The sequence below is a fragment of the Pantoea sp. ME81 genome, from assembly GCF_903970985.1.
Classification (GTDB): Bacteria; Pseudomonadota; Gammaproteobacteria; order Enterobacterales; family Enterobacteriaceae; genus Pantoea; species Pantoea communis.
This window is the reverse complement of record NZ_CAJCKS010000004.1, coordinates 1-19,163: the sequence shown is the minus strand read 5'-3', so window position 1 is coordinate 19,163 and position 19,163 is coordinate 1. Positions and strand designations below refer to the sequence as shown.

Annotated in this window: 24 protein-coding genes; 23 read left to right on the top strand and 1 reads right to left on the bottom strand. The window is 51.7% G+C overall.

The genetic code is table 11. The features are described from left to right. Positions 1-43: 43 nt before the first annotated feature. The 22 genes from H7A81_RS01375 (at position 44) to H7A81_RS01270 (ending at position 18,336) form a co-directional block, all read left to right on the top strand. Positions 44-289 carry a hypothetical protein gene (locus tag H7A81_RS01375; RefSeq protein ID WP_182056514.1) on the top strand — a complete coding sequence of 82 codons (246 nt, stop codon included), beginning with the start codon at positions 44-46 and terminating at the stop codon, positions 287-289. Beyond that, complete coding sequence (locus H7A81_RS01370; protein WP_182056513.1) at positions 289-681, top strand: hypothetical protein; 393 nt, start codon at positions 289-291, stop codon at positions 679-681. The genes H7A81_RS01375 and H7A81_RS01370 overlap by 1 nt, the downstream gene beginning before the upstream one ends. A gap of 1 nt (position 682) precedes the next feature. After that, positions 683-1,327, top strand: coding sequence for a hypothetical protein (locus H7A81_RS01365; RefSeq protein ID WP_182056512.1), 645 nt, complete (start codon positions 683-685; stop codon positions 1,325-1,327). 1 nt (position 1,328) lies between these two features. Then, positions 1,329-2,150: a hypothetical protein gene (locus tag H7A81_RS01360; RefSeq protein WP_182056511.1), complete on the top strand. Its 822-nt coding sequence runs from the start codon at positions 1,329-1,331 to the stop codon at positions 2,148-2,150. Positions 2,151-2,153: 3 nt separating this feature from the next. Then, positions 2,154-2,354, top strand: a complete 201-nt coding sequence (locus H7A81_RS01355) for a hypothetical protein (protein ID WP_182056510.1) — start codon at positions 2,154-2,156, stop codon at positions 2,352-2,354. Positions 2,355-2,413: 59 nt separating this feature from the next. Then, the gene (locus H7A81_RS01350) at positions 2,414-3,970 is read left to right on the top strand and encodes a phage tail protein (protein ID WP_182056509.1); all 1,557 of its coding nucleotides are present in this window, start codon (positions 2,414-2,416) and stop codon (positions 3,968-3,970) included. Positions 3,971-4,016: 46 nt separating this feature from the next. Then, a complete protein-coding gene (locus H7A81_RS01345; protein ID WP_182056508.1) occupies positions 4,017-4,448 on the top strand; it encodes a hypothetical protein in 432 nt (143 codons plus the stop codon). A gap of 9 nt (positions 4,449-4,457) precedes the next feature. Further along, on the top strand, positions 4,458-4,829 hold the full coding sequence (locus tag H7A81_RS01340; protein ID WP_182056507.1) for a hypothetical protein: 372 nt from the start codon (positions 4,458-4,460) through the stop codon (positions 4,827-4,829). 181 nt (positions 4,830-5,010) lie between these two features. Then, positions 5,011-5,448: a hypothetical protein gene (locus tag H7A81_RS01335; protein ID WP_182056506.1), complete on the top strand. Its 438-nt coding sequence runs from the start codon at positions 5,011-5,013 to the stop codon at positions 5,446-5,448. A gap of 339 nt (positions 5,449-5,787) precedes the next feature. After that, positions 5,788-6,321 (top strand): Panacea domain-containing protein, encoded by a 534-nt coding sequence (locus H7A81_RS01330; RefSeq protein ID WP_182056504.1) that lies wholly within the window; start codon positions 5,788-5,790, stop codon positions 6,319-6,321. A 23-nt stretch (positions 6,322-6,344) separates the two neighbouring features. Beyond that, positions 6,345-6,815 carry a hypothetical protein gene (locus H7A81_RS01325; RefSeq protein WP_182056503.1) on the top strand — a complete coding sequence of 157 codons (471 nt, stop codon included), beginning with the start codon at positions 6,345-6,347 and terminating at the stop codon, positions 6,813-6,815. Between the two features lie 99 nt (positions 6,816-6,914). Beyond that, on the top strand, positions 6,915-7,265 hold the full coding sequence (locus H7A81_RS01320) for a hypothetical protein (RefSeq protein ID WP_182056501.1): 351 nt from the start codon (positions 6,915-6,917) through the stop codon (positions 7,263-7,265). Positions 7,266-7,329: 64 nt separating this feature from the next. Next, a complete protein-coding gene (locus H7A81_RS01315) occupies positions 7,330-9,624 on the top strand; it encodes a hypothetical protein (protein WP_182056499.1) in 2,295 nt (764 codons plus the stop codon). A gap of 10 nt (positions 9,625-9,634) precedes the next feature. Next, a complete protein-coding gene (locus H7A81_RS01310; RefSeq protein WP_182056497.1) occupies positions 9,635-10,624 on the top strand; it encodes a hypothetical protein in 990 nt (329 codons plus the stop codon). A 2-nt stretch (positions 10,625-10,626) separates the two neighbouring features. Further along, positions 10,627-11,742, top strand: coding sequence for a phage late control D family protein (locus H7A81_RS01305; RefSeq protein ID WP_182056495.1), 1,116 nt, complete (start codon positions 10,627-10,629; stop codon positions 11,740-11,742). Next, positions 11,739-12,335 carry a phage baseplate assembly protein V gene (locus tag H7A81_RS01300; RefSeq protein ID WP_182056493.1) on the top strand — a complete coding sequence of 199 codons (597 nt, stop codon included), beginning with the start codon at positions 11,739-11,741 and terminating at the stop codon, positions 12,333-12,335. Before H7A81_RS01305 ends, H7A81_RS01300 begins: the two co-directional genes overlap by 4 nt. Positions 12,336-12,345: 10 nt before the next feature. Next, entirely contained in the window at positions 12,346-12,711 is a 366-nt protein-coding gene (locus H7A81_RS01295) for a phage tail protein (RefSeq protein ID WP_182056491.1), read from the top strand. Between the two features lie 2 nt (positions 12,712-12,713). Beyond that, positions 12,714-13,841, top strand: coding sequence for a baseplate J/gp47 family protein (locus H7A81_RS01290; RefSeq protein ID WP_255478860.1), 1,128 nt, complete (start codon positions 12,714-12,716; stop codon positions 13,839-13,841). Continuing rightward, positions 13,842-15,227 (top strand): hypothetical protein, encoded by a 1,386-nt coding sequence (locus tag H7A81_RS27610; protein ID WP_255478859.1) that lies wholly within the window; start codon positions 13,842-13,844, stop codon positions 15,225-15,227. 69 nt (positions 15,228-15,296) lie between these two features. After that, the gene (locus H7A81_RS01280; protein WP_182056490.1) at positions 15,297-16,904 is read left to right on the top strand and encodes a phage tail protein; all 1,608 of its coding nucleotides are present in this window, start codon (positions 15,297-15,299) and stop codon (positions 16,902-16,904) included. Next, positions 16,904-17,131: a hypothetical protein gene (locus H7A81_RS01275; RefSeq protein WP_182056488.1), complete on the top strand. Its 228-nt coding sequence runs from the start codon at positions 16,904-16,906 to the stop codon at positions 17,129-17,131. Before H7A81_RS01280 ends, H7A81_RS01275 begins: the two co-directional genes overlap by 1 nt. 116 nt (positions 17,132-17,247) lie before the next feature. After that, positions 17,248-18,336, top strand: coding sequence for an acyltransferase (locus H7A81_RS01270; RefSeq protein WP_182056487.1), 1,089 nt, complete (start codon positions 17,248-17,250; stop codon positions 18,334-18,336). 190 nt (positions 18,337-18,526) lie between these two features. Here H7A81_RS01270 and H7A81_RS01265 read toward each other — a convergent pair whose 3' ends face one another. Beyond that, positions 18,527-18,817 carry a hypothetical protein gene (locus tag H7A81_RS01265; protein ID WP_182056485.1) on the bottom strand — a complete coding sequence of 97 codons (291 nt, stop codon included), beginning with the start codon at positions 18,815-18,817 and terminating at the stop codon, positions 18,527-18,529. Positions 18,818-18,934: 117 nt separating this feature from the next. Here H7A81_RS01265 and H7A81_RS01260 point away from each other — a divergent pair. Further along, positions 18,935-19,163 (top strand): hypothetical protein (locus H7A81_RS01260; protein ID WP_182056484.1); only part of this gene is annotated, 229 nt, incomplete at its 3' end.

The following is a 19,163-nucleotide window of genomic DNA, read 5'->3' as shown; positions in this document are numbered from 1 at the left end:
CTTAACCCGCCGGGAAACCGGCGGCTTCAATCCGGAGATAAACATGGCTAAGAAAGCTGACGGAACCGAAGACAACACGCCTGAGGTCATTGCTGAGGGCAGTGAAGTCACAACCAGCACCAACGCCGAGGCTGGCGCTGATGTGCAAAATGCCTCATCCGTTGCGTTCGTAACGATGGTGCGTGATCCGGAAGTTCATCCGGCACCGCACACCGCTCAGGTGCATCCTGAAGAAGTGAAAAACTACTACTCAGGTGGCTGGGCGGTAAAACAGGAAGAGGCTGAATAATGCTGACTGCCAGTCAACTTGTGGATGTGCGCCGATTTATGGGCTATCCGATGCAGGGTGATATTCCTGCCACGGATACCAGCGATATGGCTTACGGCTGGGTGTCCTCAGGTGCCTGGCAGACGCTTTATCACCGCCTTTCAACGTTGAGCGCTGAGGAAGAGTCCGTGGTGGTGAATTATGTCACCACGTTAAAAACGCTTGAATCCGCCATTACCGGTGCAGGTGACAACCTCGATACGGATCAGGCGGCGGTCTGGAAGCGAAACGTCAACGAAGTGCGCGACCGCACGCGGCTGTTTAATCAGTGGCGTCGTGAGTTGTGCGGCTTCATTGGTATCGCGCCCGGGCCTGCGCTTGGTAGCGGGACCACGCAGATAGTCAGGTGCTGAAATGGATGCTGCGAAGCTGAGAGAAAAGGTTTACATCGGCTACGGTAAGGCGGCGAAGCGCATTGGCTATAGTGCACAGCAATATCGCGCTGACAGTGCGTTTAATCCTCTACAGACGGTTGTCCTGCAAACCCTGCCAGCCTCTTTCACCACAAACTTCACTTACAGCGCGCCCAATAAATACGGGCAGGCCACCTGGCTTGGCGTTTTTGACGGGCGTGAGTTTCTACCGGGTGATTTTCTGGTTTCGCCGGAGGATGGCACGTTCTTCGTTGCTGCAATGCAAACCACGCTGCCGATTTACTGTGTGCAGACCAATCGCACTATCAGTGTGCTGAGAACGTCACAGGCACCCGGTGGCGGTGGTGTGCAGGGCTATGGCGGAACAACGGCCGCAAATGAAGTGGCGATCATGTCTGGGTGGCCTGCCAGCATCCTGCAGGGTACGAAAGGGGAGAAAAGCCCCGTCAATCTGCCCGCTGATGCTAAAACGCCATGGTACGCGATCCTGTTCCCGAACTTCGGCGACATCGTTCTGCGCACCAGTGACATCATTACCGACGACATTGGCCGCCGATACGTCATTTCCAGCGCTGAACTCTCTGATATGGGCTGGCGCATAACCGCAATGCAGGCACTGGTGTGATATGGCTGATTCATCTGATGTAAGCAACACGATTGCCGGGATGATCGCCTCCACGGTTTACCCAAACGGCACATCGGAACCCAGCATTACCGGATCTACCATCAAAATTTACCCTGGCTGGCCCGTCCCTAACGTGCTACAGGAGGATATCAACGCCAGTGGCGCACACATATCCATCTGGGCGCTGCCGTCTGAAAGGAAGATTGGTAGTGAGTTAGGCAGGCCTTACCGGGTGGTTGAGAAGGGTGAGCCGCCGATGATTGCCACCGTTGACGGGTTAATCATCACGCTGTCTGGCTCCGTATCAGTGCCGACAAACGTGTATTTCCTGATTGACGGTGTTGGTTATCACTATCCGGTGCAGGCGGGTGACACGCTGATGACCGTGGCCACTGCGATGGCGAACCAGATACCGGGCGCAAACAGTAGCGGTGCAGTCATCACGCTGGCAAGTGGTAGCTCAGTTGTGGCTCGCACCGGTGGTGTAGGTGTGGCGATGCGGGAACTTCGCAGGCAGGCCAAGGATTTCCAGATAACCATCTGGGCGCCAACGCCAGCCATGCGCGTGCTCATTGCTTCTGCCGTTGATGGGATGCTGTCTGAATCCAGCAATATATCGTTGGGTGATGGTGCGCCTTCAATGATGCTCTACACCCGGCAATTCGACTCTGATGCCAGTGAAAACTATCTGGTGTACCGGCGTGACCTGATTTACACGGTCAACTACGCCACTACGCAATCCATCTCTGCGCCGCAGGTTGTCGCACCGGTTATGAATGTGACCGACACCTCGGGCAACCCGATTAAAACCTTCCTGGAGTAATTCATGGCTGACAACGACAGCACGCCGGCATCAACACCAGCGGCGACCACTTCTGCCGCAAAAACAGAATCACTTGGCTACATCCTCGTTGTGCGTCACGCCTTCGGTGATTACCAGGTGGGCGAGGAAATCACAGATACCGCCACCATCAAAGAGGTTCTTGAAGGTGAGCAGGCCATCTATGTAATTAAACGCGCCGCGTAAGCCTCCCTCAGCAACACCACAGCCCGCCACTTCGGCGGGTTTTTTATCTGGAGAAGAAAATGCCGATTTACCAATCTGGCAGTTTGAACACTACGGCGCTGACAGCACCTGACCTGTATGTGCAGGTGGTTGCGCCGAAAACGCGATACATCAATGGCGTTGCGACTGACGGCCTGGGTATTGTCGGCATTGGCAGTTGGGGGCCGGTTAACAGCGCGTTCCTGATTGGCTCTGACACAGACCAGTCGCTTTATCTTGGCTCGCCGCAGGTGCGCAAATATGACCTGTCTTCGGCGGTTTCTATCTCGCTGCAGTTGGGCGCCAGCAACCTGAATTGCGTGCGCGTCACCGATGGCACTGACGTGGCGGCAAGCATCGCACTGAAAGACGTGGCAAGCACTCCTGCAACGGGCATGACGCTGACCGCTATCTACACCGGCACGCGCGGTAATACGATTCAGGCGGCGATTACGGCTGGTACTGCGGTTAACTCTTACAAGCTAACGATCAACCTGCCGGGCCAAAGCGCTGAGGTCTTCGATAACATCACCGGTACGGGTGCGGCGCTGTGGCAGAACATCGTCAGCGCGGTGAATAACGGTCAGACCAGCGTTCGCAGTGCGAGCCAACTGGCGATCGCAACCATCGGCACAGGTACTGCACTTCCCAACGTGGCTTCGACCTACACCATGGCTGGCGGCACCGATGGCGCAACAACCATCACCGACACCACGCTGTTGGGCACTGACGGCACCAGCACAACCCGTAAAGGGATGTACGCGCTGCGCGGTACCAACTCGCAGGTGATTAACCTCGTCGACCTGACCGACACAACCGCATGGCCTACGATGGCGACATTCGCTACCGGAGAAGGTTCCTTTGCCATCAGCCAGGGCACCGCAGGCACGACTTATTCCGCGCTTAGCACCTTACTGAACACCGCAGGCGTCGATGACTGGCACTTTAAGGCGATTGTGGGCGACTGGCCTTACTGGAAAGACACCGTGAACGGCGTTAACCGCATGGTTGCCCCTGCAACGGTTGAGGCGGCGAATATCGCGTCCCGGTCACCGCATATTTCCACGCTGAACAAGCAAATCAGCACCATTATCGCGACACAGCGCCAACTGGCTAATCAGGCGTACTCAATCTCAGAGATTGGGGCGATCAACTCAGCTCGTCTTGACGTCATCACCAACCCATGCCCAGGTGGTAATTACTTCGGCATGCGATCAGGCCGCAACACCAGTTCGGTGCAGAGCCAGAACGATGACACCTACACCCGCATGACCAACTATCTGTCGCTGACCATAGCGGCAAGCTTCGGTGATGTTGTGGGCCAGAACCAGACGACCGACTTGCGTCGTGAAACGAAGAGCACCATCGAGGCGTTTCTGTCGAATCTGGAAGACCAGGGAATGATTGGCGACCCGAACGGTGGCGCGGCGTTCTCCGTGAAACTGGACGCATCCAATAACCCTGATTCTCGCGTGGCGCTTGGCTACATGCAGGCTGACGTGCAGGTCAAATATCTGAACGTAGTGCGCTACTTCCTGGTGAATCTGGAAGGTGGAGGTAGCGTTTCAATCGCGGTATCCAACAACCCATCCAGCTAACCATTCAGGCCCCGCTTAGTTCGGGGCTTACTTTTGGAGAAACACCATGCCTCAATTGGGCTACACAGTAGGCCGCGATGTCGCTGTTGATATCACCACGCCAACCGGGAAATTGCGCATCCCGAAAATCATGACCTTCGACGCTAAGCCGCAGGTCTCCAATCAGAAAATCACCCCGCTGAATGGTGTGAGTGATGAGCTACAAATCCCCACTGGCTGGAATGGCACCATCACTGCTGAGCGTATGGATGGCACGCTGGATGACTTCTGGGCGCAGTGGGAAGACAACTACTTCAACGGTATCGACCAGCAGCGCGGCACCATCACCGAGAGCATCACTGAATCAGACGGAACCGTAAGCGTATATCGCTACGAAGGCGTGTCGTTCCATCTGACCGATGCCGGTAACAAGCAGGGTGAGAAGACCGTCAGCCAGACGCTGTCCTTCACCGCGAACCGCCGTAAGAAAGTGAACTAAGGATAAAAAATGGCAAAGGTAACAGTGCACGAAAATGACCAGCCGGCAGCAGAGGCAGTTGAAGTTAAATCCAACCAGGTGAAGGATGCCAAAGGGCGACTTCTCACCATGCGCGAACTCGATCCGGTGCAGGAATCACGCCTGACAGTAGCTGTTGGCCCTGAAATGGCGATGAACGTGATGTATATGAACCTGTATGCATTCCCGGTTGCCGCTGTAGCGGAGATTGATGGTGATGATTACCCGGTACCGCAGAATCCTAAGCAGGTTGAAACCATGCTCGCCATTCTCGGAAAGCACGGCCTGAAAGCTGCATCTGCCTGGCTGCGTGAGAAATCTAAAGAGGATGATGACGCAACGGAAGCCGCCGCAAAAAACTAGCGCAGAACCCCGAATTCGTTAACCAGTGCTGGCTGATGAAATCCGGGGTTCCTTTCAGCGTTATATTCCCCGGTCTGGCTGACATGATGCCCCATGAGCGCATAGCCATGGGGGTTGTCATGCGCGAGTTTGACGGTGGGCGGTACAACTGGAATACCAAGAAATGGGAGGAGGCTAGCTAATGGACCTTGCAATGTTCGCGCGGGAAATGTCGTTCGCCTCTGCCAAAATTGCCGCAGAAATCGAGATTGGTTTCCACGTCATCGTGAAAGAGATTGAAGAAACAGCGAAAGAAGAAATCGGCGTGTATCAGCCTGCTGTGGGGCCGTTTGAAGCATGGTCGCCACTGGCTGAATCCACCAAAGCCGACCGCGTGCGATCTGGTTTCACCGAAGACGACCCGCTATTACGCTCTGGTGAACTGAAAAACTCGATAGAGAGTGAAGTGGTGGGGCTGGCGGCCATTGTTGGCACCAAAAGCGAGATTGGACTCTGGCAGGAGGTTGGCACCGACCGCATACCGCCGCGGCCCTTCATTGGCCCCGCGTACGTGCGGAAGATTGACCCGTTGATGGAGTCGATTGGGCGCGCGATTTCGAGAGGGTTTAAGGCGTATTGATAGCATTAATGCTGGATTATATGTACCACACTAAAGGGCGCGAGATTCTACGCGCAAAAATTGATGAATTCATTGCCTTTCTGCTGAAGTCCGTAACAAAAAGTGCTGTTTTTATGGGGTGCATCGACAAGGAGTTGTAGTGCAATACAACCGGATCGTGTGGTCATCGTCATTCATCATCAAGATAAATTGGTGCTAAAAGTTGCGAACAGGCAGAAGCGATATTCCTAACGTCGCCGAACGTGCTCCGATCTATCGGAGTTAATGATTGATCGTATATCACCATTGGTATTAGACTTCGGGGAGATTTATTCTGTAAGCCTCATTAAGGAACTCGCGATGCTGAAGACTCGCTTCGATTCAGAAAAGGCTTTAGAGGCCATTCTGTATGTAGCCTCTAAAGCTCCCATTCCAGATTTGTATCATGTTGGTAAATTAATGTACTTTGCCGACAGAAAGCACTTGGAAAGATATGGCCGACTAATCACAGGTGACAACTATAAGGCGATGAAGAATGGGCCTGTTGCATCTGGAGCTTATGATTTATTAAAGTTGGCTCGTGGTGATGTCGGCCAGAGATGTCCGGCTGGCTGTACTCCTGAGATAGTCAGAGAATCCCTGGTTGTTTCATCTGGCGGCGATCACGCTGTCAATGTAAAGCGTGATTTTAACGCGGACTTTTTAAGCAAATCAGACATTATATGTCTTGATGAAGCAATTGCAGAATACGGCACTCTGACATTTGGTGAGCTGAACGATATTAGCCATGACGATGTATGGCGATCTGCCAGCCGAAACGACGAAATCCCCTTGGAAGTTATTGCTGCCCATTCTAAAAATGGTCAGGACTTACTTGAGTATCTTCATGGGTAACTAACTCCAGGGACGGATGAAGTATGAGTCAATTCGGTGGATTATTTAGCGCGGCGTTTGTACAAAATTTGGTTGATCAGCAGTTGAGGCCTGGGGCGGTAATCTACTTTAACTGCCCTTTTACAACACCAGAAAAAGATAAATTTTTAGTAGTAGCAACTTGCGAGCCAGACTTTCTCGTTTTAGTTATTAACTCTGAAATTAACAACTTCATATCAAACAATCCTGAGCTATTGGCTTGTCAGGTCGATGTTCCTCAAATTGATCATGGATTTTTAAATCATGACTCCATAGTCGATTGCGTGCAGACACACCTAGCTTTTGACCTTACGGAAGTAAAAGACCAAATCGTAGCAAATTATGCACATCACTTCAGAGGCAGACTTCAGGATTATTGCATCCGCAATGTAATTGAGGCGATTGAAAACTCACCGACCATGGAACCAAGGATGATTAGAGTTATCAAGCAAGCGCTTGAGTCCCAACTTCCATAGAAAGAATCAAGTCACTTAGCTCACTCAGATTTTGTTTTGCATCACCTTGCGCCCAGGCCGTGCTAGGCTTTCCCTTTCATTCCTAACTAAAGGTGTGCGATGAAAAGCCTTGTATTATCGCTTCTCTTAGCCTGCTCCCTGCCTGCAACAGCTGCACAAATGTTTAAATGCAGCCTGACACATAACCTCGATAATGGTGATTCCGATCCATCGGTTGAGATTCTCAGCCGTGATGCTGCTGTGCTGGATACTGGCACTACATTCACCTTCTCGACAGATGGAAAAAACAAAATCACCAGCCCTGTGCTTCATCCGGTGAAATCTGAGGATGGTGAAACCGTGCTTGCTGCCAAGCAAAACAACCTTCTCTTTGTGAAACTGAAGAACTCCTACGTCCTTCGAAACGAAAAAGAGGGATATGTCTTTGGTGAGTGCGTCCCGGACAAGTAGCGAACCAACAATCATTGAACCCAGCCCAGGCTGGTTTTTTTTATGCCCGTAAAACGAGGTTTCTATGGATGTTCAGGCTTACCGCGTAGCCGTGCGCCTCGCGCTTGATGACCAGATTACGCGCAACATGATGCAGGTGAGCCGTGATGCCATCGAGTTGAACAAAAAGTTCGTTGAGATGGCTAAGAATATCAGGGCCGTCACCAGCGCAGCGAAAGAAGCGACATCAGCAATACGATCGCTCAATAACGCTCTGAGCAACCAATTCTCAGGCGCATCCCGTGGAGCAAATGAGTACGCCAACGCAATGCGCTCGGCTGCTGACCATGCTGTTCGAGCCAGTAATGCAACAAGAAACCTGCCCGTCCTAGCCGGTGGCTACGGTGCTGCAATCGCGCTTCCTGCTTTGGCGGCCGGTGCGGCTGCTTCAAGGGGTGGCGGCGGTGGTGGTTACGGTAATGCAGGCGGAATGATGGCGCTGCCATCGCCTTCCGGTTCAGGCGGTGGCTGGAATGGCTGGAACAATGGTGTTCCTCCTGGCGGTTGGGGTGGCGGTGGTTCAGGTGGCGGAGGTGGTTCTGGCAATGGTCGCAACTTCGGCAGAAGTTCCCACTCTGACGGTATGACCAACTTAGCGACCGGTTATTTCGGCTTCAAGATGCTGGATGGTTTCGTTGATGAAGCCGCCAAGTACCAGACCATGACCGAAAAGTTTAATCAGTACGGCATGGGCGAGGCTGCCCGTAAGGATGCGGAAAATTTCGCTCAAACAACAAAGATTCTCGGCACATCAACCACTGACATGCTGAAGTATTTCACTGAAGCGCAGGGTGTGTTTCGTGAGTCTGGTGCTGCAACGCTCGATGAGCAATTGCGTGCTGCGAAAATGGCTGCACCGGTACTGGCTCGCATCAATTTCGCATCTCAGGGGCTTGATGAGCACGCCAAGGAGATGACGACCGCTAAACAGATGGACATGCTCCGCTTTGTTGAGACAGCAGGCGGACTGAAAAGCCCGCAGCGCTTCAACGAGTTGATGGATGCAGGCTTTAAAGCCATCCAGTCATCAGGCGGAAACGTCGATTTCACGCAATATCGTCAGTTTATGGCGAAGGCTGGTACATCGGCCTTCAACCTGAGCAACAAGGCGCTGTTTGCTGAACTTGAACCCATCATCGGGGAGTTGAAAGGTAGCTCTGCAGGTGATGCGTTGATGACATCATACAACCGACTGAACGGTATCGTTAAGTTGCCAAATCAGGTAACGCATGACCTGATGAAAATGGGTGTATGGGATGCCAGCAAGATTGAGCTGAACAGCATGGGTGGCGTGAAGCGCTTCCTCGGCAATCCGTTGATTAACTCGCAGCTGTTCAGTCAGTCGCCGGTTGATTACTACGAGAAGATGATCCTACCCATCTACCGTAAGAACAACTACACCGAAGACCAAGTACAGCGTGAAAACTCCCTGATATTTGGCCGCACCGGCGGCAAGATGTTCAACCTTATCGACAAGCAACTGGCGACCATTCATCACTCTATTGAGTCGTATGGCATGGCACGAGGTTTGAATGATGCTTATGGTGCCGTTGGTGGCACCTATAACGGCAAGGTGGTCGATTTCCAGAAGAAATGGGAAAACCTGCAGTTGGTGATGGGTAAGGACGGCGGTCTGCTCGATACCTTCACCAAAGGGCTGGATAGCCTGACCACAACCATGCAGCAAATGACGGAAATTGCACATCGCAATCCTGAGTTGGCGAAGTTTGTCGGGCAGGCGGCGCTCGCTGTTACAGGCCTGGCTGCGGTGAGTGGTGGTTTCTGGATCATCAAGCACGCCGCTGGCGCACTGATATCACCGCTTAAACTCGCTGGATGGGGTATCGACCTGTTAATTGGTCGCACAGCAACTACCGGGTTAACCGGGCTGGCAACTGCTCTTGGTGGCTTGCCTGCGTTGATTACTGCTGTGATCGCCGCAGCGCTTTATCCAACAAGCACTGCCTCACAAACTCAGGAAAACGCTGAGATTATGAGGTTAGGGCGCCAGAACGCCGGGGATAACGGTGGCACTTACAAGCCGTGGTCACCAACTCAGGCTGACTTTGATAACCAGCGTGCGCGGGAGCAGGCCTACCGCAAAACCGGTAAATATCCGGCTATACCGCCTGTCTCTGGTAGTGCTGCCAATCAGCCAGTGAATCTGATGATGACGCATGAAGGTCGTCAGGTTCTGGTGGCCACAGTGGTAAGCGGCATGAGCAAGCAAGCAACCAAAGCCCCAGCCTCTACCAGCGCCTTCGACTCATCCATGCTGATGGTCTATCCGGGGCAGGTAAGCAAAGCCTCAACTCAATAACGGAGTATCCATGTCGTTCACAAGCGCCCTGAATAACTTCGCGCAGGGGTTAGATCCGACCGTTACACGTCTGGTTCTTGGGGATTTCGAGTTTCTCGATTTCGAAGTCCCTGAGCGCCTAGCGCTGCCCGGTCGGCAAAAGACGGTTCTGCATCAGATGGTCGGCGGCAAGCGTGTCATTGACGTGCTGGGCGTTGAATATGACCCGCTGACGTGGTCGGGCGTGATTACCGGTTCTGAATCTGGCGATCGCGTTAATAAACTTGAGCGGATGCGTGATGCTGGCGAGCAAATTACCCTGACGCTGGACGATTACAGCTACACCGTAGTCATAACCAATTTCACGCCCGTATACGAGTTCATTTACCGCAGGCCGTACACCATCGAGGTAGGGATTGTCGCGAGAAACGACTCACCACTGAAAGTGGACGCGCTGACCGGTGCACTGCAGGGCTTGCTGGACAGCGATATCGGCCAGGCGCTGGGGTTATCCGACATCATCGACGTGCAATCTGTGACGGATGCAGTGACGACCGTTCAGAGCGCTGTGAAGAAGGTGACGGACTTTGCACATGCAACCGTTGAGCAGGTTCAGGCTGTTGTCAGGCCAATTATTGCCGCACAGACCATCGTTCAGCAGCAGTTATCGCAGCTTGAATCTGCCGCCAGTGACATTACCACGCTTGGTGGACTGGTTCCCGGCAACCCGATATCAAAGACTGTGAGCAACCTGCTCAGTCAGGCTGACCAGACAACACGCATCCCGGCGCTGTACAGCCTTCAGAACGTTTTAGGGCGCCTTAATAAAAACGTGAATTCTGGCCAGACAGCGGACGGCGTGCGGACCGTTACCCTGTCCGGAGGCAACCTCTATCAGGTGGCTTCGGATCAGTACGGCGACGCCTCTCTCTGGAGCAGCATTGCATCTGCTAACGACCTGACAGACCCGCAACTAAGTGGCATTAACACGCTGACCATTCCATCCAACCCAACGAGTTAGCCATGGATGTAAACAACGCAATTGTGCAATCAAGCGCCCGCCAAATCAGCGGGCGTTGTCGTTTAAATGGCACAGAGGTTCCTTTCGTCTCGTTCAGCGTTGAGGATGTTGGTTTTCGTGGCGCATCGACGTTTGACCTTGTTCTCGCGCCTTCTGCGATGCCGGCCGACATGCAGATGCTGAACTGGTGGGCGACGCAGACGACCATCAAAGTGGAATTGTCTGTCTCGATCATCACGCAGTCCGGCACCGACGAAAAGAAGCTAATCATCGGCAATATCGACAACTGGCATTACGACCCCGCGCGGTTCGAAGTTACAGCTGATGGACGCGACTTCACCGCGCTGATGATTGATGCCAAATCTGCCGGGGAAAGCTTCAAAAACTACACCAGTTCGCAGATAGCGACGATGCTGGCGCAGCGGCACGGACTGACGCCGGTTGTTACAGCAACCACTCAGCGGTTTGGCGAGTTTTACCAGATTGACTCCGCGCATCTGACGGGTGAGCAGACCGAGTGGGATTTGATTACCACGCTGGCAGCCATCGAGAACTACTCGGTGTATGTCGATGGTGAAAACCTGCACTTTGAGCCTATCAAAGACCCGGCGAAGGCTGACAACTACGTCATTCGCTGGCAGCCCCCCGGAACCCTGGCTTACCCGCAATGCAATATGTCGGATGACCTGTCCTTTTCACGAGCACTGACAATATCAAAGGGCGTGACAGTTGAGGTTCTTAGCTGGAATGCGAAGCGTAAGAACAAGCAGTTCGTGGCTTCATATCCGAAGTATGCAAAAGGCACCACACCGGGGAACTCAACTTCTAAAACGCAGGTTTACCGGGTCATCAGGAACGGTCTTTCCCCTGAAGCCGCTAATGACCTTGCCCAGACCATCTATCAGCAGGTTGTGCAACATGAGATGAAATTCAGTGGTTCTACGGCTGGTGACAATCTTCTTACGCCGCAGACGCTGGTGCGTGTTGAAGGGACGCAAAGCCCTTTCGACCAGCGTTACTGGTGCGACAGCGTGCGCCGGTCACTGAGTTGGGAAAATGGGTACACGATGAGCATGACCGGGAAAAATCACAGCCCGGCGCTGGAGGTGACGCAGTGAGAGCATTACTGAATGCGATGGCTGCCAATGCTCAGCAAACGACAGCTGGTGACAGTGGTACGCGGCAGGGGGTTATCAGCGCCTACGACCCGACCAATTACGCGGTAAAGGTTCAGCTACAGCCGACAGGCGAGGAAACAGGGTGGATACCACTGAGCTCTCCGTGGGTGGGCAGTGGGTGGGGACTGGCGGCGGGCCCGATGATTGGCGCCGTTGTTGAGGTGGAATTCGATTCCGGCCTAATGGGTGCTGGCATGGCTGCAGGGCAATTCTTTAACGATGTTGACCGTAGCCCCGGCCCGCCGTCTGGTGAGTTCTGGCTCATCCACAAAAGCGGATCGCTGCTGAAGTTTCTCAACAGCGGTGAAGTGCTGCTGAGTTCGGACACCAAAATCACCTATGACGCCCCGGCGCACCACTTTACCGGTGGTGACGTGACGATGGATGGCAATCTTACCGTGGTGCAGCAAATCAGCGATAACAACGGACTCTATGGAAACATCCAGCAGATCCGCGTGACCTACAACCTCCACACCCATCCTGAAAACGGCAGCACAACCAGCAAGCCAAATCAGCAACTGTCCACATCTTAACGGGTGACTCATGTACGACATCTATCACTATGTTGGCGGTGAACTCAGCACCTCGCCAGCGGGCGACCTGCGCCCGGTCACCGGCACGGAGAGGGGAAAGCAGCGAATCCTGCGCCGCCTGATGACAAACCCCGGCGACTACGTTTTCCATCCTGATTATGGCGCTGGCCTCGGCAAGAAAGTCGGGCAGAACGTCAATCTTAACGAGTGGAAAGCGCTTATCTCCGGTCAGATGCAACTTGAAGACGCCGTGGCGAGTGACCCGGCTCCATCAGTATCAATTTCACTGGTTGATGGCGGGGTGAGCGTGACGATCAGCTACACCGATTCCACTTCCAACACACCAGAAACTCTCAGCTTCGACGTAACGAGGTAACCGTGGCATCACTCAATATCAAATCATTCGCCACACTGGTAAGTGACCAGGTCACGGCTATGCAGGCAAAGGCTGCGGGGCTGGTTGATTTGGCGATCGGCAGTATTCTTCGCGCTATTGCCGAATCCAATGCTGGCGTAGCAACCTGGCTGCAGCAGCTTATAGTGAATCTGCTGGTAACGACCCGTGCGGCAACGTGTTCAGGTGAAGATCTGGATTCATGGATGGCAGACTTCAGCTTCACCCGGCTTTCAGCGGTGCAGGCAACCGGGCAGGTGACTTACAGCCGGTTTACAGCAACCAATCAGGCGCTGATTCCGGTCGGTTCCGGCGTGACCACTACAGATGGTACTGAGGCATATTCAGTCATCGCGGACACCACCAACGCAGCGTATGACGGGACTCAGGCCGGTTATGTGATAGCGGCGGGTGTTAGTTCGCTATCGGTACCGGTGCAGGCTGATACAGCAGGTGCTGCGGGTAATGCGCAGGCTGGAACTATCACGGTCATCTCCGGCTCAATCCAGTATGTCGACACGGTGACGAACAGCACGACGTTTATTAACGGTGAGGATGCCGAGTCAGATGATGATTTCCGTGCCCGGTTCGTTTTGTGGATTGCCTCGCTGTCCAAGGCGACCAAAGCTGCGATTGGTTACGCACTGAGCAGCATGCAAAACGGCGTCACATATACCATGACCGAAAACTACGCCTATAACGGCACCGCTCAACCGGGCTATTTCTATGCTGTGGTTGATGACGGCAGCGGTACACCTTCGAGCACGTTTATCGACCAGGCTTACTCAGCAATCGATGCGGTTAGGGGCTTCACAATCACCTTCGGCGTCTTCCCTCCTACAGTGGTGACGGCGAATGTCGTGATGGTCATCACCACTGATTCATCTGGCGACCACGCAACGATTGTTGCCATGGTGCAGGCAGCGATTCAGGAATACATCGCAAGTCTGTCACTCGGTCAGCTACTTCCGTACTCGAAGCTCTCCAACATCGCATACGGCGCCAGTTCACTTGTGACTAACGTCTCTTCTGTAACCCTAAACGGCGCGACAGCGGATATTGCCGCAACCGGAAAGCAGGTCATTCGCGCTGGAACAATTTCGGTGAGCTAAATGGCGACAGGCGATCAGAACGACATTTTCAACCGGCTTAAAGCCTTGCTACCGCCAACATGGTTCGACTCAACGAGTCCTTTTCTGGATGGCGTGCTAACAGCCTGCTCTCAGGCGCTTGCGTGGTGTTACTCGCTTTATGTTTACGCGAAACTTCAGACCAGAATCAGCACTGCAACGGATGGATGGCTCGACCTTGCGGCATACGATTACTTCGGTAACAACATGCAGCGAGCGGCAGGTCAGTCGGATGATTTATTCAGAAACCAGATGAAGATTAACCTGTTCAGGGAGCGTGGTACCCGGCAGGCAATTATCGACATTCTGGAGGATATGACGGGGAAGACGCCTTACATATTCGAGCCACAAAGGCCGATGGACACAGGCGCATATGGCGCGGCGGTTGCGGTAACGCGAGCGACAACGGCAACCTACGTTGATTTGAGCGGAATACTGCGAACAGCACAGCCAAACCAGGTGAGGTATGACGCAAACCCATATGCGACAGCCATGAATGGTCTGATGATTGAGGCGGCAGCAACAAATCTTGTTCCTCTGGCAATAAATTTCGCTGCAGCCGGATGGACGAAAGTAAGGGTTGCGGTAACCGATTACGCCACAACAGGGCCGGATGGTAATTTATCAGCAAGCTTTGTTGTACCCACTACCGACAACAATAATCACCAGATTGCTTCGGCAACTATCAGTTGTTCTGGCAATGCCAACTATGAATATTCTGTTTACGTTAAAGGCGGCGGTTACACTCAACTCAGGTTGAGGGCGGCTGACTCTGTGGCATTTATTCGTGACTGCGTATTCGATACATCTACAGGAGCGTTCACAACCGGCGCTAGCATAGCCACGGCAACGCAACTATCGAGCGGATGGTGGCGCTTATCATTCAACATGACAACCAGCGCCGCAGCTACCTACTTAACGTTTGGCGTATGGGTTTACTCTGGTGGTTCTGCAACCTTTGCCGGTGATGGTAGTTCAGGGCTGTACGTTTACGGCGGCCAGATTGAGGCTGGAGACAGCCTGACAAGTTTCATTCCCACATATGCAGTTGCTGTAACTCGCGGCGCCGATGCTCTGGTAAGCAACATGACAACCGGCTCAACCTTTTCGGGTGGTTATGACCTGGTTGGCGGTTATGGCTCACTCATGCTGGCATATCAGGCATTCGTCACCGCCTACCGACCGTCTGGTCCAGGCATTCCCTACATCGCTGGTTATTCAACAACGCCATCCGGCTACAGCACCCCATCGCGTGGTGAATACGCATCGCAAAGCATGATCACCGGAAGTATTACTGATGCACAGGTCTACGAAGCCATCGCGGCAGTGAAAATGGAAGGCACTATCGTCTGGGTTCGATTGCAGTAAACACACATCAATTCTCCGTCCTCATCAAGGCCACCTATATCGGGTGGCCTTTTTTATTGGGAAACATAAATGGATCGTCAAATCGTTTATCCGGGCTCAATTCCGCTCGAAACTGACCTGCTTAATACCAACAAATACGCCATGATTGGCCTGGCTAAACTCGCCGCTGCCATGATGGGCACGACTACCTATCTGCGCGGCCTGACCTGCACACCATCAAGCCCAGCCTCAATGGTGGTCAACGTCGCCCGCGGCGAAATCTATAGCGTGCAGAACGTCGACAACAGCGCGTATTCATCTCTGGCGGCCGACACCACAAACACGATCCTGAAGCAGGGCATTGTGATGTCATCCACTGCGTTCACGCTTACCGCGCCGACGACAGCCGGACAGAGTATCAACTACCTGATTCAGGTGACTTACTCAGACACCGATTCAGGCGCTACCGTTTTGCCTTACTACAATGCGGTAAACCCCTCAGTAGCGTACAGCGGTCCCAACAACTCCGGCACCGCGCAGAACACAGTTCGCTCTGGCGTCTGTACTGTGGCTATCAAGGCTGGCGTTGCAGCGACTACCGGCACGCAGACCACACCATCCGTAGACACAGGATACACGGCGGCATGGGTTATCACTGTGGCTCAGGGAGCGACAACTGTAACTGCAGCCAACATTTCAACCGCAGCGAACGCACCGTTCCTGCCGGTTGCTGGTCTTGTTGCAGCTGTCCAGCAAAACTCCATGACCTACGCGGCTGACACTGGTGCGGCGAACGCCTATGTGGCTCAGTTTGTGCCTGCCATTCCAACACTTGCGGATGGAATGCGCTTCACCTTCAAGGCAAAGATTGCAAACACCGGCGCAAGCACATTCGCAGCAAATGGTGGCTCAGCGTATCCGCTTTATTCACATGCGCATCAGGCATTACAAGGCGGTGAGATCATCGCAAACGGCCTGATTGAAGTTGAATGGAACAGCACTTTAATGGCGTGGGTATTGTGCGGTAACAGCGGCGGGGCACTTCCGGTAGGCGCAGCGACACAGTCAAACCACGCCATGCAGTTTGGACAGGCTACAGGCCGCCTCCTGAACATCCAGACATTTACGGCAAGCGGGACATACACACCTACACCAGGCACAACGATGATTGAGGTTGAACTGGTTGGTGGTAGTGGGGGAACAGGTGGGTGTGCAGCTACATCGTCGACTACGACAGCATGCACCTCACCTGGTTGCCAAGGTACATATGCGCTTGCACGTTACAGCAACCCCACCACAACAGCCATAACAATTGGTGCAGGCGGATCACCAGGTGGAACTTCTGGTCAAGGAAGCACAGGGGGAACCAGCACTTTCGGCTCATTGTTATCTTGCCCGGGCGGGCAGGGAAGTTATGCAGTAACACCAACGAACGGAACGATTACTTCCGCGACCGGAGCATCATCGGCTGCGCCAACAGGCTCTGGAATCGTGAACTCGTTATACGGACGGGGAGTACCTAACGCCATTCAGGCATCCTTTGGTGTAGCGACAAACTATACAGCACCAGCTCAAGGGCCATTCCCGGGAACTTCATGGGGGGCATCAGTCGATGGCGTTTACAGGGGGGCTAGCCAAAGCGCCTATAACGGTAACACGGGTCTATCAGGCGGTTGCAGAATCAGGGAGTTCGCATAATGACTATTACGATGGCAATGGTAAATAATGTAACAAACGAAGTAGAGAACATAATTTCCGTGGAAAACGATGATCTTGTAATTGATGGGAGTTCTCTTGTTTCTGTTGGAGATTTGTTTTGTCAAGCAGGCATGTTTTTCAATGCAATTGATAAGATTTTTTATTACGACAAGGATTTCAAAAAATCACCAACCTACAACGATGACGGGACTTACGCCACTTCATGAAATGACTAGCCGATCATAATCTTTATATTATCTTAACCATTCCCAAAGCAAGTACTTGCAAAGCCTTAACTTGATATCTAAAATCGCATCAGATTCGAAATTGAGATAAATCTTAGATGAAGCATGTTAAGGGTCTTGACGGGTTAAGAGCAATAGCCGTTTCAATGGTTTTAATTCAACATTATGTATTTAATTATTACCTAGAGAAAAGTAATGAACTGGGCGGGATTGGTGTTTCTATCTTTTTCGTCATAAGTGGGTTTCTAATAACATCAATTCTGTTAAAGCAAAAGGACAGGGATGATCATGTTTGGAATAAGTTTTCTTCATTTTACGTAAGAAGATTTATGAGGATCGTCCCTGTCTTTTATATAGTCATCACTATTGGGGTTTTCTTCAAGCTTTACTGGTTTTCCGAGATAAGCCCTTTATGGCATTATCTGTATGCAACAAATATTTATATTTATCTCACTCAAGGATGGGTTGGTTATACGGGTCATTTTTGGTCTCTTGATGTGGAAGAGCAGTTTTATCTGGTATGGCCTGCCTTAATACTGCTAACACCTAAAAACAAAGTCGTATATGTAATACTGGCAACATTTTTGTTAGGCGTTCTTTTTACCCCGCTTACATCATTTTTTGGTTTAGCTGATAAGAAGTTTTACGCATTACCTTTTACCCATTTGGATACTATTTCTTCTGGTGCATTATTAGCTTGGTCAGTTAGCAATAACAAAACGCACATCATACCCAAGAGTCTTTCGTTAGCTATCATGAAAATATCATTGGGCATTTTTATAGTCACATATCTGTCTACACAAATTTTCCAGTCTCATAAGAATTATGGGGCGAATACGCAACTAATGTATACGTCACTCCTAATCTTCTCGGTATGCATAGTTTTTTATTTATACGCTTATGAAAACACAAGGATTGCAAGATTTCTTGAGCTTAAGCCTCTAGCTTTAATGGGTAAGATAAGTTATGCATTCTATTTGATTCATAATCTCACCCCTGAAATATTTGTAGGAACAAGATTTACACCTGTTTCAACGCACAGCCTTCTTAATGTTTCCGTGTGGGTGGTGACAAGTATTGCGCTTGCATCTATGTCTTGGGTGCTAATTGAAAAGCCAATATTGTCGAACAAAGATAGAGTTGAGGCGTGGTTCAAAGTTTCTAGCGGGAAAAAGATCGAATGCTGATGCAATGGCCGGTATTATCCGGCCTTGTTGCTTTTATTTTTGCTTTCTTTGAACCAAGAGAATTCACTAGCCATCCAGATAACTATGCCAATCACTTCTATATAGAAATAAAATTTGTTTTCCCATAGGTATGACTTCATGACTAAAATATTAAATAGTAGATAGAGCCCAAAAATTCTGGTCAACAACTTCATTTATTACCCTCTTTTATTCTTTTTCCTTTTCTAAACCAATCCCACTCAGAAAATGCCCAAAGAATTACGAATCCTAAATAGAATAAGTTATCGCTATCTGGTTTTGGTATTAGGTCAAAAATACACAAAATAGACATAATACCTAACACCCTGAACAGCCACTTAAGAGCTATTAAGCCATAATAAGAGGCTGGTTTTTGTTCTTTCATTTTCAATCCCACTTCATTCTTTTCACCATGATCGGGCATATACTCCAGAAGGTCAACAGACTGTTGCACAGCACTCACCAACTAAATTCCCTTTCCCGCCAGTCCCTTCCCAATCTATCTGCACCTTCCACTTGATCAGTTTCACCGATCAATAATACTGTGTGTGTATACAGTATTTTATCGGGAGGGCGCGCTATGCCCCGCGACTACGAAATCAAACCGGCCTTCATCCGCGCCATCACGCTAGACGCATCAGGCCGCAAGGTGATCACCACATCAGCGTTCCGCACAGCGCTCTATCAGGCGCATCACGACTGGTCGATTGAGCGATGCAATGAGTGGATAATGCGCAATCAGGGCGGCTTCATGGATATCACAGAGGGTGAGGGCGCAGACCGGACTTACAGCCCGCACAAGCTTCGTG

Coding starts and splice junctions, on each gene's coding strand:
- H7A81_RS01335 (WP_182056506.1), top strand. CDS start 5,011: ATGGACCTTGCAATGTTCGCGCGGGAAATGTCGTTCGCCTCTGCCAAA.
- H7A81_RS01295 (WP_182056491.1), top strand. CDS start 12,346: ATGTACGACATCTATCACTATGTTGGCGGTGAACTCAGCACCTCGCCA.
- H7A81_RS01305 (WP_182056495.1), top strand. CDS start 10,627: ATGGATGTAAACAACGCAATTGTGCAATCAAGCGCCCGCCAAATCAGC.
- H7A81_RS01375 (WP_182056514.1), top strand. CDS start 44: ATGGCTAAGAAAGCTGACGGAACCGAAGACAACACGCCTGAGGTCATT.
- H7A81_RS01355 (WP_182056510.1), top strand. CDS start 2,154: ATGGCTGACAACGACAGCACGCCGGCATCAACACCAGCGGCGACCACT.
- H7A81_RS01345 (WP_182056508.1), top strand. CDS start 4,017: ATGCCTCAATTGGGCTACACAGTAGGCCGCGATGTCGCTGTTGATATC.
- H7A81_RS01275 (WP_182056488.1), top strand. CDS start 16,904: ATGACTATTACGATGGCAATGGTAAATAATGTAACAAACGAAGTAGAG.
- H7A81_RS01315 (WP_182056499.1), top strand. CDS start 7,330: ATGGATGTTCAGGCTTACCGCGTAGCCGTGCGCCTCGCGCTTGATGAC.
- H7A81_RS01270 (WP_182056487.1), top strand. CDS start 17,248: ATGAAGCATGTTAAGGGTCTTGACGGGTTAAGAGCAATAGCCGTTTCA.
- H7A81_RS01325 (WP_182056503.1), top strand. CDS start 6,345: ATGAGTCAATTCGGTGGATTATTTAGCGCGGCGTTTGTACAAAATTTG.
- H7A81_RS01350 (WP_182056509.1), top strand. CDS start 2,414: ATGCCGATTTACCAATCTGGCAGTTTGAACACTACGGCGCTGACAGCA.
- H7A81_RS01330 (WP_182056504.1), top strand. CDS start 5,788: ATGCTGAAGACTCGCTTCGATTCAGAAAAGGCTTTAGAGGCCATTCTG.
- H7A81_RS01320 (WP_182056501.1), top strand. CDS start 6,915: ATGAAAAGCCTTGTATTATCGCTTCTCTTAGCCTGCTCCCTGCCTGCA.
- H7A81_RS27610 (WP_255478859.1), top strand. CDS start 13,842: ATGGCGACAGGCGATCAGAACGACATTTTCAACCGGCTTAAAGCCTTG.
- H7A81_RS01310 (WP_182056497.1), top strand. CDS start 9,635: ATGTCGTTCACAAGCGCCCTGAATAACTTCGCGCAGGGGTTAGATCCG.
- H7A81_RS01365 (WP_182056512.1), top strand. CDS start 683: ATGGATGCTGCGAAGCTGAGAGAAAAGGTTTACATCGGCTACGGTAAG.
- H7A81_RS01340 (WP_182056507.1), top strand. CDS start 4,458: ATGGCAAAGGTAACAGTGCACGAAAATGACCAGCCGGCAGCAGAGGCA.
- H7A81_RS01370 (WP_182056513.1), top strand. CDS start 289: ATGCTGACTGCCAGTCAACTTGTGGATGTGCGCCGATTTATGGGCTAT.
- H7A81_RS01280 (WP_182056490.1), top strand. CDS start 15,297: ATGGATCGTCAAATCGTTTATCCGGGCTCAATTCCGCTCGAAACTGAC.
- H7A81_RS01360 (WP_182056511.1), top strand. CDS start 1,329: ATGGCTGATTCATCTGATGTAAGCAACACGATTGCCGGGATGATCGCC.